This window comes from Kribbella ginsengisoli, assembly GCF_039537185.1.
Taxonomy (GTDB): domain Bacteria; phylum Actinomycetota; class Actinomycetes; order Propionibacteriales; family Kribbellaceae; genus Kribbella; species Kribbella koreensis.
On record NZ_BAABAA010000007.1, the window covers coordinates 92,238 to 104,885 of the forward strand.

Consider the following 12,648-nt stretch of genomic DNA (forward strand, 5'->3'; position numbering starts at 1 on the left):
TCCACCGCGCCAGGACCGACCGGCGTCGCGGAAGCACCCGGGGGAGAAACAGCGTGACGAGTCAGCCCGATCACGGTGACGGCGAGATGATCCGGACGACGTTCGGCGCCGTCACCGAGGAACTTCGGCCCGGCATCCTGGTGGTCCGGCTGTCCGGTGAGATCGACATCGCCACCACCGACTTCGCCGCCGAAGCGATCCGCGCGGCGATCGCGCCGCCGGCCAAGCTGGTGCTGATCGAGGTGTCCGCGGTGACGTTCTGCAGTTCGGCCGGGTTGGGAAATCTGGTCGAGGCGCGGCAACTTGCGGGGCAACATGGCATCGATCTCGCATTGGTGGGGGTCGGCCGTCCGGTCGACCGCCCACTGACCATCACCGGCCTCGGCCGCGACTTCAGCATCTTCGCCTCGGTCGACGACGCCCTCCAGCACCGCCCGACCTGAGCGCGGCTTCCGGAGTACCGGAAGTAACTGTGCGATACCGGGCGGACCGGAAATGATTGACCGGCGCCGAGGGCGGGAACGCTGAGTTACTGCCGGGCCATGATCGGGAGATGGCAACGTTGCCGCACGACCGGCGGGGGGAACGTCGCGGCTGCCTGGGGAGGGGGATGCTTATGGGTCGACGGACTTCATTGGCGATCGGCGTCCGGACCGTCGGGGAGGCGGTCGTGGTCAGCCCATCGGGAACACTCGAACTGACCACCGCTCCGCAGTTGCGGACCTTCCTGGCCCGCCGGCTGGCCGACCAGCCCGCGGCGGTGATCGTGATGCTGCAGGACCTCGTCCTCGCCCGCGCCTACTCGCTCAGCGTCTTCACCAACCTCGCCCGGCAGGTCGCGGACTGGTCCGGCACCCCGTTCGTACTCGTCACCGGCCGCAACCGCAGCCACGAACTGCAACGGCACTCGGAGCTGATCTCCCGCTTCATCCCCGTCTTCCCCGATCTCGCCACGGCGCTGGCGTCCATCCGCAACCCGCCGGCCCGGCAGCTCAGCAAGCTCAGACTGGCTCCCGTGCCGCACAGCGCCTCGACCGCTCGCCGGTTCGTCGCCTCCGTCTGCGAGCTGTGGCACTGCGAAGAGGTCGCCGAGGACGCGGTCGCGATCACCTCGGAACTGGTCGCCAACGTGGTCCGGCACGCCCACACGGACGCCGACCTGCGGCTGGAGCTCCGCCGGCAGGTGCTGACCGTCGCAGTCTCTGACGGCAGCCCAGACCTGCCGGTACGCCGCCCGCTGGGCGTCCGCGAGGGCGGAATGGGACTGGGCATCGTCGCGACCCTGGCGACCTCCTGGGGTGCCAATCCGACGTCGAGCGGCGGCAAGCTCGTCTGGGCGACGATCCGGCTGCGCTCGCCGAACGCGCGGGTGGCGATCAACAACAGCTGGCGCAACGGTCTGTAGCCGGATCGGGACGCTGAGCGGGCAATCGACATCCCTGTGCGGGGACGCGGAATACGCAGTACAGGCGCTCACCTGTGCGGCGCTTTGCTCACGATGGAGCCAAAGAGGCACTAATTGACGGCAGTGGCCCTAACATGACGCGTGTGACCGGGGATTCCAGGAAGCAGCAGAGCCGGCCGACCGTGCAGGACGTCGCCCGGGAGGCAGGCGTCTCGCCGTCGACTGTGTCGCGCGCCCTGCATACCCGGGGCTACGCCTCACCAGAGGTCCGCGAACGTGTCCAGGCGGCCGCCCAGCGGCTCGGCTACGTGCCGAACCACATGGCCCGCAACCTGCGCAGCCGCACGTCGACCGCGATCGGGGTGCTGATCTCCGATCTGCGCAACCCGTTCTACGCCGATCTGGCCGCCGGGATCGAGGAGGTGCTCCGGTTCGAGGGGCACCAGATGATCCTGGTGAACGACAACGGCGACCCCGAAGAGGAGATGCACGCCGCGGAGACGCTGCTGGCGATGCAGGTCGCCGGGGTGATCGTGACGCCGGTCGCGGCTGCCTGCCCGAAGATGCTGCAGGACAACGGGATCCACGTGGTCTCGGCCGACCGGCAGCTCGGGCGCGGCGGCGACGCGGTGCTGAGCGACAACAAGGCCGGCGCGCGGGAGCTGACCGAGCACCTGCTCGGGCTCGGCCACGAGCGGATCGGCCTGCTGATCGACGAGACCAAGTGGTCGACCGGGGCGGGCCGGCTGGCCGGGTTCCGGGCGGCTTACGAGGACGCCGGGCTGGAGCTGGACGAGGACCTGATCGTCTTCACCAGCTTCGACGCCGAGGCGGCCAAGCAGACCACCCGCGAGCTGCTCGACGAGCAGCACGTGACCGCGATCCTGTCGGCCAACAACGTGCTCGCCCAGGGCGCATTGGCCGAATTGAAGCGCCGGAGACTCCGGATACCGAACAAAATCAGCCTCGCCGCATATGACGACGTGCCGTGGATGTCGTTGGTCCAACCCGCGATTACGACGGTGGATCAGCACACTGTGGATCTGGGTCGTAGCTCTGCGCAACTATTACTGGCCAGAATCAGGGACGAACTGCCCGCCCGGCGGCGAATCGTGCGAGTTGCGCCACGTCTTGTTGTCCGTGGATCCACCGGACCCGCTCCCAGAAACTGAATTTCTGGCGTACCACCGGCACATGACACAACTCTATGTAGACCGGGTCATCGCCAGGCAGCTCGAGCGCCACACCGAGGTCGCCGAGGCGATGCACAGCCAGCTGGACGCGATCCAGGCGATCGCCGACGAGCTCATCCGCCGACTCGACACCGGCGGAGTGCTCTACACCTACGGCAACGGTGGGTCCGCTGCCGACGCACAGCACCTGGTCGGTGAACTCATCGGCCGCTACCTCAGGGAACGGCGGCCGCTGCCCGCCGTAGCCCTGGTCGGGGACGCGGCCGTGACCAGTTGCATCGCGAACGACTACGGCTACGACGACGTGTTCTCCCGCCAGGTCCAGGCGCTCGTCCGGCCGGGAGACATGGTCGTCGGCTTCAGCACCTCCGGTACCTCTCCGACCGTGGTCAAGGGGCTGGAGGCGGCCCGAAACGCCGGAGCCTGCTCGGTGGCCTTCACCTCACGACGCGGGATCGGGCTGGCTGCGGCGGCCGACCTCGCGCTCGTAGTACCGGCCGAGGAGACGGCCAGGATCCAGGAGATGCACCTGCTGGCCCTGCACATGGTCAGCGAACTCGTCGACCAGTGGGCCGCCGCCTACTGATCGACCGCCCCACCCATCCGCCCACTACCCGCCAGCGCCTTCGCGGCGGCCTGCTCGCACAGGCCGTCGCGAAGGCGCCGGCCCGTCTTGTACGCCGTACTGCAATCTTCGATCACGTCACCATTGCGTGGTTCGAACAGTTGATGCGATAGCGTCCTGTGTCCCGTACCGGGTGTAGTTCGAGTGATTGCGGCGCCCAGGTGCGTGCATCGTGGTGCTTGAGGAGCGTCCTCGATGCGGAGCATCGTGGATGCTGCTCAAGTGGCGCGAGGTGCGTGCCTGGGCGCCGCAAGCGCCGAAGTACACCCGGTACGGGACACTTGTCCGGTGAAGGCTTTGACGAAGGAATGAGAATGGCTGAGAGCGCCAAGATCATCGTGGTGGTGCCGACCTACAACGAGCGGGAGAACCTGCCCGTCCTGGCGGCGCTGCTGTCCGACCTGAAGCTGCCCGGGCTGCAGATGCTGGTCGTCGACGACAACTCCCCCGACGGCACCGGCGACGTCGCCGACGAGCTGGCCAAGGCCGCGCCGACGGAGGTCTCCGTCCTGCACCGGACCGAGAAGGACGGCCTCGGCCGCGCCTACATCGCCGGCATCAGCCGGGCGCTGGACGAGAACGCCGACATCGTGATCCAGATGGACGCCGACCTGTCCCACCCCGCCTCGGTGATCCCGACCATGGTCGAGATCCTGCAGACCACCGACGCCGCCGTGGTGATCGGTTCGCGGTACGTCGAGGGTGGCGAGGCCGCGGCCGAGTGGGCCTGGCACCGGCGGCTGCTGTCGGCGTTCGCGAACGTCTACGTGAACACGATCCTGCGCCTGCACGTGAAGGACGCCACGGCCGGCTTCAAGGCCTGGAAGGCGGACACCCTGCGCGCGATCGACGTGTCGACGATCCAGAGCAACGGGTACTCGTTCCAGGTCGAGATGAACTACCGCGCGGTGCGGCAGGGGCGGCGGATCGCGGAGACGCCGATCCGGTTCGAGGAGCGCACGGTCGGGGCCTCGAAGATGAGCATCAAGGTGCAGCTCGAGTCGGCGCTGATGCCGTGGAAGCTGCTCTTCAAGCGCTCCTGAGTACTTCGTCGTCGCAGCCGCTCGGCCTTGGGCCGGGCGGCTTGTTGGTGTGCGCGGGCGTACCGGCGTACCGGAGTGCTGTGCCTGCGTGCTGCGTGCCGACTGATCAGCCGTAGCCGAGCTCGTGCAGGCGGGCGTCGTCGATGCCGAAGTGATGCGCGATCTCGTGCACCACGGTGATGTGCACCTCCTCGACGACGTCCTCGACCGTCTCGCAGATCCGCAGCGTCGGGTTGCGGTAGATCGTGATCCGGTCGGGCAGCACGCCGCCGTAGTAGTGCCCGCGCTCGGTCAGCGGGATGCCCTCGTAGATCCCGAGCAGATGCGGATCGCTGTCCGGCGCGTCGTCCTCGACAAACACCGCCACGTTGTCGATCAACGCCGCCAACTGTCCCGGCACCTGATCCAGCGCCTCGGACACCAGCACCTCGAAATCCGCCCGGCTCATCTCGATCACTCCGCCAGCCTAGTGATGCGTTCCACACCGCTTCAGACCGTCGCCTTGCCGACCCCCACCAGCGCCGCCATCCCGAAGCACCGGCTCCCTGTTCGCTCTGCCGGCTCCCCTCTCGCTGCCTCCCCCCGCTGCCTCCCGCGGCCGCCTCCGCGCCTGCAGCGGCCGTCGCGCCGCCCAACTGCCCCATCCGCCGAGCAACTCCTCCCCAGGCTGCCTACGGCCCGTCCAGCGCCTCCTGAGGCCCCCGTCGAATGTCCTCCCCGCCCTCGCCATCCCGACCGTGTCCTCCATCACCAGAACTCGTTTTGGACCTCGGCCCGTCCTCCTCTATGCTTACCGATGTCCCCGGAGCTTCGGCTCCCGCGGTCCGAGTCCCCATCGTCTAGTGGCCTAGGACGCTGCCCTTTCAAGGCGGTAACGCGGGTTCGAATCCCGTTGGGGATACGGTCAAAAGGCCGTTGTAATAAAGGCTCGAATGATGGTGTAGCATCATCGAGTTGCTAGGCCCAGTAGCGCAGTTGGTTAGCGTGCCGCCCTGTCACGGCGGAGGTCGCGGGTTCGAGTCCCGTCTGGGTCGCCAGGAGAGTGGCGGCGGGTGTCCACACACCGCCGCCATTTATCTCTCCCGGTCAGGTAGCTCAGCTGGTAGAGCGTCCGCCTGAAAAGCGGAAGGTCGGCGGTTCGAGACCGCCCCTGACCACCCTTCGACACCAACCCTCTCCGCGATCCGGAGAGGGTTTTTCTTTCCCACGCGACCTCCGCGGCCAGCTTCCGTCGCTCCGCTCCTCCAGCCGCCCGCTACGCGCGCTCCCGCCCACCCTCCGGCTCCGCCGGCAGCCTGCCTGCTGCCGCCGGACATACCGGCTGTCGCCGGCGTCTGCGGCTGCCGCCGCGGTTGCGGGCTATCGCCCGACTATGCGCTGTCGCGCGGTGACCACGTGCCCCTGCGCCAAGTGGCCTCACTCACGCCACCCGCTCACGCACGGCGATCTTGCTCGGCGACGCCAATTGAGGTCTGCCCCACCCCACGTCCAACTCCGCCTGCTCGTTGCTCGTCTCGTGGACTCTCAATGCGAAGACCGCAGGCAGTGCTGCTGCTCAGAGTAATTTGGTGGCATGACTGGTCAGCCGAGGCAGGGCTCGCTGGAGGACCCCAGCCAGATCCTCCGCCTGCTACCAGCCAAGTGGCACGAGCAGTTCCTCAGCGAATACCGCGGCGCTCTCGACGCCGCGCACGAAGTATCGCGCTTCCCGCAACTGCGAGACGTCTTGCACCTATGGCGTCTGCGAGCGGCGGCGTATTCCGATCCCGGTTACGACCAAGCGCTGCAAGCCACCCGCGACGACCGAACCGACGAGTTCGTGCCGGCCGAGCAGGCAATAACGGCCTGGTTCGACAGACGGGGATCTATTGACCCTTGACGCAGACAGGCCAAACCTCCTGCAATGCACCTTCGGCGAATTCGGACTGTTGTCCTTCCTTGTCAACGACCGCGAATAGGTCAAGATCTTCGACGTCAGCTGGGTCTGCTGAACCGCCCCAGTCTGACCAGCGCTCCGCGATGCCGGGCGGGAATGGCCACGCCTACTCCCAAGGAGAACCATGACTGAGCAGCCGGCCACTCTGCGACCTGTCGCCCCGATGGTTGATAGACGGATCGAGCCGACTGACGACCACTCCGGCGCTACCACAGCGATCGCTCGGATCGATGGTGAGACGAAGCAGCAGCTAGACCCGACTGACCCGCGTCCGCCGTACAAGCAGGTCGCCAACGCGCTGCGCACGGCGATCCTCACGCACAAGTTCAAGGCGGGGGAGAAACTCCCATCCCAGAACGACCTATCCACTCAGTACGGCGTCGCTCGCATGACCATCCAGCAGTCCCCACGGGTACTGCGGGACGAAGGGCTGATCGTGTCCCGCGTAGGCAGCGGCGTATACGTCCGCGAGCAAGCCGACCAGGCAGTCGGCCTCCGCCCGCACATCGAGAAAGCTTTCGAGCGCGACTCGGTGACCATCGACTTTGCCGGCCTAACCGGCGAGACACTCCTAGGCGCTCTCGAAGAACCCATCGACCGCATCCGACGCGGCCGCCTCACTCCCCAGGCCATCACAATCCGGATGCTCCTGCCGGACCTCTCCCAGCCCATGGCCGTACCGTCCCGCGCTGGCAAAAACCCAGGCGACGACCCCGCAGTCAGAGGACGCATCGAGAAAATCGCGCACCGCTCAGCCGGAGAGATCCTCGAATCAATCCGCGAACTCGGCGAGCTGGGCCTGGTCTCCAAGGTCTCCGCAGAACTGCGCGTCGTCGGCATACCGATGATGTTCAAGCTCTACGCCCTGAACGAAGAAGAGGTCTTCTTCGGCTTCTACCCAGTCGTAGAACGAGACGTTGAGATCGATGGCAAACCCGTCTCAACTTTCGATGCCGTCGGCAAAGACACTGTCCTCTTCCACCACTCCATCAGCGACGATGACCGCGCCACAGGCTCGCAATACGTCGACCAGGCCCGTCGCTGGTTCGACAGCCTCTGGGGAACACTCGGACAGGTCCGCGACCTGTGACCACCGATCCCCTGGCCCAGATCCTCCGCTCCGCAGAAGGTGTCCTCTTCGACTTCGACGGCCCAATCTGCTCACTCTTCGACGGCTACCCAGCTCCACAGATCACCCAGGAACTACGGGAACTGGCCCGCCAGATTCGCGGCGAACTGGCACCTACCTTGGAGCAGGCCTCCAGCCCGCACGAACTGCTCCTCGCCGCCGCCGACGATTCGGAGCTAGCCCAGCAGCTGGAGGCCGCTCTCCAGAAGGCCGAACTGACGGCGATCGAAACCGCCCGTCCAACACCCGGCGCAGCCGAATCCATCGCGGCATGCACAGCTAGCGGACGCCTTGTGGCAATAGTGAGCAACAACTACGCGAAAGCCGTCGTTGAGTACCTCGCGAGAGTTGGGCTCACAGAAGGCGTGGCACACATAGAGGGACGCAACCCGGCCGATCCGACATTAATGAAGCCCGCCCCCCACCTCATCGACAGAGCCATCAGAACGCTCGGCGTTTACCCGTCCTCCTGCGTCTTCATCGGTGATCAGACGACCGATATCGAGGCTGGGCGAGCAGCAGGTGTCTCGACGATCGGCTACGCGAACAAGCCCGGCAAAACCGAGGCGTTCAAAGAGGCCTCCGCCGTGCTAACTGACATGTTCGACCTGGCGGAAGCGATCCGCTGAGGCCAAGCCTGATGCTAGATCGCTCCTTCTTGCATTCCAACCATTCCCAGGGGTACCTAGCGGAGGTTTCCTGTGGTAAACCGTTGCGAAATAGACGAATAGCCGGTTCCCGAAGGGATGCAAAGCTTATGAGCGACGATGACGCAGCCTCGCGAGCGGAGGCAGCGGCTCGACGGGCCGAAGAGGCGGCAAGGCAAGCGAAGGAGCTTGCCGAGGCTGCACGCGAGGAAGCCCGGCGAAATCAGGAGATCCGCGATGCCGGACGAGGCGGAGACGGCGACCAGCCAGGCAAGACCCAGGGCTGACAGGTGATTCCGGATGGCATTGCGACGCTGTACGCATTCCTCGGGCTCATAGCACCTGGACTCCTTTATCAGCTTCGGCGCGAACGCGCCAGGCCCACCCTAGAGGAAACCGCCTTTCGGGAAGCCAGTCGCGTTGCTTTCACGAGCTTGATTTTTACGACAGTCTCTATCACCTTGCTGATCGGAGCTAGTCGACTAGCACCTAAGCTACTTGTTGACCTGGCCGCATGGATTGATAAAGGCAACAGCTATCTCGAATCACACCTGTGGCTGGTCACAACGTCGATCTTGATCGAAGTTGCACTCGCCTGCGCCATCGCGGGCTTTGCCGCATACGCCATAGACAAGGTCAAGCCTCGTACTGCCGCCTCCATCGTGAAGACGAGCGTCTGGTATCAACTGTTCCAAGGTGACCTGCCTAAGGACAAGGTCGCCTGGGTTCTAGCCGAGTTGACGGATGGCACCCTCATTTGGGGCTTCGTCGATTTCTACAGTGCCGGACAGAGCACCGACGAGCGCGATATCTCCTTCAAAGGTCCTGGACTGACAGTCCAGCGGAAAGGCAGCGAGAAGGAAGAGCAAGACTATTGGAAATACGTAGTGGTCAAGTCTTCCGACATTGTGATGATCAAAATTCGACCGGAGCCAAAGAAGAAGTCGTGACGACGGGCTGATCCTGCTCTCCCAGCGACCATGACCGGTCCAGCGACCGGTCCAGCAACAGCCAGCGTCACCCACCAACATCGCCCGCCGCCCAGGTCCCCACTGCAACGGACCCAAAGCCTCGCGCGAACGATTCTGTCGAACTGAAAAGCGGAAGGTCGGCGGTTCGAGACCGCCCCCAAACCACCCTTCGACACCAACCCTCTCCGCCCACCGGAGAGGGTTTTCTTCTTCCCACGCGACCTCCGCGGCCAGCTTCCGTCGCTCCGCTCCTCCAGCCGCCCGCTACGCGCGCTCCCGCCCACCCTCCGGCTCCGCCGGCACCTTGCTGGCTGCCGCCGGAAGTACCGGCTACCCCCGGCCTTCGGGGGCTGTCGCTGCGGTGACGGGCTGTCGCCCGACTTAGCGCTGTCGTGCGGTGGCCACCGGTCCCTGCAGCAATTGGGCTCTGCTCACGTCATCGAATCGTGGCCGGTCCTTGCTAGGCGTTGTCGGCTGACGGCCGCCACACCCACAGCCACAGGTGGCCCGCTCTTTGCTCGCCTCATGGATTGTCTGTGCGACGACTGTCGGTCGGCTCGGCGGGATGTGGGGGACTCGCTGCGCGGAGGGTTTCGGATGCTGGATTCCGACCGGGGTCGGGCCGTTCACACCGCCCGGACGTGTGTGTTTCACTGTCGCTCGGTCACGCCTCGACGAGGAGGTTCGAGAATGTTGCGCAAGGGCATACGTCGCGTTGCTGCCATCGCCGCGAGTGTTGTACTCGGGTTCGGGCTGATCGTCGTTCCTGGGGCGGCGCCTCTTCCCCGTGCTCACGCTGATGGGGGCTACTTCGATTCTTGCTCGTTCGACTGGCTTACCTGTGGAACCGGTGAACAGGTCGACCTCACGTCTGACCAGGTTCGCGCACGGACTGACCTTTGTCTGTGGGACAACAACGACGGCAGTCACCCGAACGCCGCGGTGTGCATCAAGCGGGACGCGGACGTGGTCTTCGTGCGGGACACCAACAGCGACGGCCGATCGGCGCTCGGGCAGATCGGCTTCGCCGTAAACAACATCTATGTCTGCAGGAACGCGCACGGTTTCGGGACGTGGGCGCGATGTGACTTCCAGTGGCCGGAGAACAATGCTCGCCTTCGCACGATGGACTGCGATTTCGACAGTGGGCCGCTCAGTTTCGGGTCGTCCGAATGCACCACGTCGGAACGCTACATCGACTTCTTGGGGTAACACGGGACCGTCTCGCTGGCGCAGGTCTGCACGGAACCTCAAGAATGGTTCTGGCGGTAAGGGACCGGGCGGTTCGGTTGCTCCTGCCGGGTATCGCCGGACTCGGTGGCGGAGGCGCGCTCGTAGTTGGTGAGGACTGCGAACACCTTCGGAGCCTCGTAGAGGCGGGAGCGCTGCTGATTGCCGACTGGCTGGAGGATTCCCGCGTCGACATAGCTCTCCATGGCTGCGAACGCGGCAGACCTGCTCGCGCCGGTCAATTGCATGACGTCTTCTCCGGTGATCACCGGATGCCCGATCAACTCGGGAAGCAGGCGTTCGGCCGCGCTGCCCTTGCTTGGTTTGAGTGTGGCTCGCCACTCCAGCTCCAGCGTCGCCAGATTTGTTTGCAGGGCAGCCGGGTCGGCCGTGACTCGCCGGGTCGCGGTCAGGAAGAGATCCAGCCAGTCGCGGATGCCAGCGAGCGCCGCTTCTCCGTCCGGGGGTCCTGTGTATCTGAAGCTGGACAAGGCGTCGACGTATGCCGAGGCGCGAGTCGCCAGCGCAAGGCTGATGGCGGGATGAAGTCACTCGCCAGCTCTCGCCTCTTGAGGACGACATGGATGAGAGCACGACCGGTTCGGCCGTTCCCGTCCGCGAAAGGGTGGATCGTCTCGAATTGCGCATGGCCAATCCGGCCTGCACGGTGCCAGGCAAGTCATCGCGATTGACGAACTCGCACAGATCCTCCATCAATGCTTCGACGTACTCCGGTGGCGGCGGCACGAAGGCGGCCTGGCAGGGATTGAAGTTGTTGCCACCGATCCAGTTCTGTTTGGTTCTGATCAGACCGGCGATCTCGGGTTGATCCGAGTGCTCCATCAGAGCCCCGTGAATGTCGAGAAGGTCCTTCACCTCGACCCTGTCGACCACCGCAACCGACTGCACAGCGTGGTTCATGGCTTTGACGTTGCCCAGAACGGCGTCGGCGGTCGCGTCCTTGTCCTGTACTCCGGCCGCCAACTTGGCTTCATGTCGGGCGAGCCGGCGGCTGTTGACCTGCAGGCCCTCGATCTTGGACGACGCGACGGCCTCGGCTCGGAGCAAGAACCGGGCCAGTTGCTCCAGATTGTGCTCACCGGGTCCGCCGAAGGCTGCCAGGGCACGTTCGGCATCGACGATGTCCGCCTCGAGTTCGGCACTGAAGTCCAACGCATGGGCGCTGAGCAGGTCAGGCACGTACGCTGTGTACTCGTCGTTAAGTCCAGGTTATCTAACTAACCTGGACTTAGGGCGATGTTAGTCCAGGTTAGCCCCGCAGACTGACCTCAGATCAGTAGTTGTGTCGGAGGTCGAGGGCCGAATCGTCTCGTAGCCGGCGGAGGAGCTCTTCTCCGTGGTGCCTACCGTTTGGGAACTGGTCGCCTCGTTCCCAGCGCCAGGCGGCGATCATGGCGAGGACTAGTTGTCGGCAGTCGGCCAGCAGGTCCTGGTCGATGTCGGGGTAGTAGTCGCAGACTTCTTCGGGAGCGTGGGCGAGGTCGAACTCGACCGGTCCGCGGCAGCAGGTCTCGAGGTCGATGAACAGCGGGCCGAGTTTCGTGCTGAGTAGGTTGCCTGGATGTGGCTCGCCGTGGAGGAGTTGCTCTGGGGCGCCGCGGTTTTCGATGGCTTGTCGCAGAGTGGTCAGCTTGTTGCTGAGGAATGTGCGGTCTGCGTCGGAGAGGGCCGGCGAGAGGTGTGGGCTGGCGACGACCTTTTGGGCCTCGGCGATTCGGTCTGTGAAATGTGGGGTCGCGACGTCGAGCCTGCGCATGCCGGCGTGTAGTTGCTGGAGGGCCTTGGCGTAGTCGGCTGGTGCAAGGTGAGGTGTTGCGGGCTCGTAGTAGGTCCAGAGGGTTATTGCGAAGCCGTCGCGGATGTAGACGAGCGGGTTGACCCGGGGGTCGAGGGCTCCTACTGGGCTTCCGGTCCCGGCGAGGCGTTGAGCTAGGTCGACTTCGAGTTCGGCGACCTCTTGGCCGACGTGGGCTACGCGGGCCAGGACGTTGCATGGGGTCAGCCGCAGTGCCAGCTTGTTCGAGTTGTGGAGGACGGTTGCGTCGCTGGTTGGTAGGTCGAACGAGGCGGCTAACGAAGTCGCGGCGGCGATCGCACGTTTGACGTCGGGCATCTCCATGATTCGGTGAGGCTACCTTCGTCGTCTTGTTCGGACCTCTGGTTTTCGGGCCGGCCACGCATTTCGGGCAGTACTACCGGAGGCGGGGATCTTTGCTCATCGCAACATGCGGCGGCCCAACTGGTTGAGAGTGTCTCGGTGCCGGCTTCTCGAGGTCGATGGTCTGGAGTGCATCTGGGTGAAATCTTGGTGCGGTTGGGGATTGGGCGCGGTTAGGGTCCGGTTATGGCGGCGGCTGAGGATGGCATCGATGCGTTGCGGCGGATCTCGATCGAGCGCGGTGTCGTCACTAGGCCTGCGTCTGCTTGGACGCCGACTGTGCATGGGTT

At 65.1% G+C, this 12,648-nt stretch carries 17 protein-coding genes, 3 tRNA genes and 1 pseudogene; 15 read left to right on the forward strand and 6 right to left on the reverse strand.

Annotated features, from left to right (window positions below; translation table 11 throughout):
- Positions 1–53 precede the first annotated feature (53 nt).
- From ABD768_RS23885 to ABD768_RS23900, 4 genes are all read left to right on the forward strand, one after another.
- Positions 54–443 (forward strand): STAS domain-containing protein, encoded by a 390-nt coding sequence (locus tag ABD768_RS23885; RefSeq protein ID WP_343970698.1) that lies wholly within the window; start codon positions 54–56, stop codon positions 441–443.
- A 173-nt stretch (positions 444–616) separates the two neighbouring features.
- Entirely contained in the window at positions 617–1,405 is a 789-nt protein-coding gene (locus ABD768_RS23890) for an ATP-binding protein (protein WP_343970702.1), read from the forward strand.
- Between the two features lie 134 nt (positions 1,406–1,539).
- Positions 1,540–2,577, forward strand: coding sequence for a LacI family DNA-binding transcriptional regulator (locus tag ABD768_RS23895; RefSeq protein WP_343970705.1), 1,038 nt, complete (start codon positions 1,540–1,542; stop codon positions 2,575–2,577).
- Positions 2,578–2,599: 22 nt separating this feature from the next.
- Positions 2,600–3,184: a D-sedoheptulose-7-phosphate isomerase gene (locus tag ABD768_RS23900; RefSeq protein WP_343970708.1), complete on the forward strand. Its 585-nt coding sequence runs from the start codon at positions 2,600–2,602 to the stop codon at positions 3,182–3,184.
- Here the strand turns inward: ABD768_RS23900 and ABD768_RS23905 are convergent.
- Positions 3,178–3,300 (reverse strand): hypothetical protein, encoded by a 123-nt coding sequence (locus ABD768_RS23905; protein ID WP_343970711.1) that lies wholly within the window; start codon positions 3,298–3,300, stop codon positions 3,178–3,180. The genes ABD768_RS23900 and ABD768_RS23905 overlap by 7 nt on opposite strands.
- A gap of 237 nt (positions 3,301–3,537) precedes the next feature.
- On the opposite strand from ABD768_RS23905, the gene ABD768_RS23910 reads away from it, so the two are divergent.
- Positions 3,538–4,266 carry a polyprenol monophosphomannose synthase gene (locus ABD768_RS23910; RefSeq protein WP_343970714.1) on the forward strand — a complete coding sequence of 243 codons (729 nt, stop codon included), beginning with the start codon at positions 3,538–3,540 and terminating at the stop codon, positions 4,264–4,266.
- Between the two features lie 106 nt (positions 4,267–4,372).
- On the opposite strand, the gene ABD768_RS23915 is transcribed toward ABD768_RS23910, so the two are convergent.
- Entirely contained in the window at positions 4,373–4,723 is a 351-nt protein-coding gene (locus tag ABD768_RS23915) for a metallopeptidase family protein (RefSeq protein WP_344844197.1), read from the reverse strand.
- Between the two features lie 371 nt (positions 4,724–5,094).
- On the opposite strand from ABD768_RS23915, the gene ABD768_RS23920 reads away from it, so the two are divergent.
- The 9 genes from ABD768_RS23920 to ABD768_RS23960 all read left to right on the forward strand — a co-directional run bounded on the left by ABD768_RS23920 (position 5,095) and on the right by ABD768_RS23960 (position 10,161).
- Positions 5,095–5,167 (forward strand) — tRNA-Glu (locus tag ABD768_RS23920).
- Positions 5,168–5,226: 59 nt separating this feature from the next.
- Positions 5,227–5,303 (forward strand) — tRNA-Asp (locus ABD768_RS23925).
- Positions 5,304–5,350: 47 nt separating this feature from the next.
- Positions 5,351–5,423, forward strand: a tRNA-Phe gene (locus ABD768_RS23930).
- A gap of 416 nt (positions 5,424–5,839) precedes the next feature.
- Complete coding sequence (locus ABD768_RS23935) at positions 5,840–6,145, forward strand: DUF6247 family protein (RefSeq protein ID WP_344844200.1); 306 nt, start codon at positions 5,840–5,842, stop codon at positions 6,143–6,145.
- A 181-nt stretch (positions 6,146–6,326) separates the two neighbouring features.
- Positions 6,327–7,292 carry a GntR family transcriptional regulator gene (locus ABD768_RS23940; protein WP_344844201.1) on the forward strand — a complete coding sequence of 322 codons (966 nt, stop codon included), beginning with the start codon at positions 6,327–6,329 and terminating at the stop codon, positions 7,290–7,292.
- The gene (locus ABD768_RS23945; RefSeq protein WP_344844204.1) at positions 7,289–7,960 is read left to right on the forward strand and encodes an HAD family hydrolase; all 672 of its coding nucleotides are present in this window, start codon (positions 7,289–7,291) and stop codon (positions 7,958–7,960) included. Before ABD768_RS23940 ends, ABD768_RS23945 begins: the two co-directional genes overlap by 4 nt.
- Before the next feature lie 128 nt (positions 7,961–8,088).
- Positions 8,089–8,265, forward strand: coding sequence for a hypothetical protein (locus ABD768_RS23950; RefSeq protein WP_344844205.1), 177 nt, complete (start codon positions 8,089–8,091; stop codon positions 8,263–8,265).
- A 3-nt stretch (positions 8,266–8,268) separates the two neighbouring features.
- Entirely contained in the window at positions 8,269–8,928 is a 660-nt protein-coding gene (locus ABD768_RS23955; protein ID WP_344844209.1) for a DUF6338 family protein, read from the forward strand.
- Between the two features lie 711 nt (positions 8,929–9,639).
- Positions 9,640–10,161 (forward strand): hypothetical protein, encoded by a 522-nt coding sequence (locus tag ABD768_RS23960; protein ID WP_344844212.1) that lies wholly within the window; start codon positions 9,640–9,642, stop codon positions 10,159–10,161.
- Between the two features lie 38 nt (positions 10,162–10,199).
- On the opposite strand, the gene ABD768_RS23965 is transcribed toward ABD768_RS23960, so the two are convergent.
- The gene (locus ABD768_RS23965) at positions 10,200–10,670 is read right to left on the reverse strand and encodes a hypothetical protein (RefSeq protein WP_344844214.1); all 471 of its coding nucleotides are present in this window, start codon (positions 10,668–10,670) and stop codon (positions 10,200–10,202) included.
- Entirely contained in the window at positions 10,589–10,834 is a 246-nt protein-coding gene (locus tag ABD768_RS23970; RefSeq protein WP_344845298.1) for a Fic family protein, read from the reverse strand. The genes ABD768_RS23965 and ABD768_RS23970 overlap by 82 nt, the downstream gene beginning before the upstream one ends.
- Here ABD768_RS23970 and ABD768_RS23975 point away from each other — a divergent pair.
- Positions 10,760–11,008, forward strand: coding sequence for a hypothetical protein (locus tag ABD768_RS23975; protein WP_344844216.1), 249 nt, complete (start codon positions 10,760–10,762; stop codon positions 11,006–11,008). The two genes, ABD768_RS23970 and ABD768_RS23975, sit on opposite strands and share 75 nt — an antisense overlap.
- Before the next feature lie 134 nt (positions 11,009–11,142).
- Here the strand turns inward: ABD768_RS23975 and ABD768_RS43150 are convergent.
- Together ABD768_RS43150 and ABD768_RS23985 are read right to left on the reverse strand one after the other, a co-directional pair.
- Positions 11,143–11,379, reverse strand: a pseudogene (locus ABD768_RS43150) (Fic/DOC family N-terminal domain-containing protein); the annotation flags it as partial.
- 94 nt (positions 11,380–11,473) lie between these two features.
- Positions 11,474–12,313 (reverse strand): phosphotransferase, encoded by an 840-nt coding sequence (locus tag ABD768_RS23985; RefSeq protein WP_344844221.1) that lies wholly within the window; start codon positions 12,311–12,313, stop codon positions 11,474–11,476.
- Between the last annotated feature and the right edge of the window lie 335 nt (positions 12,314–12,648).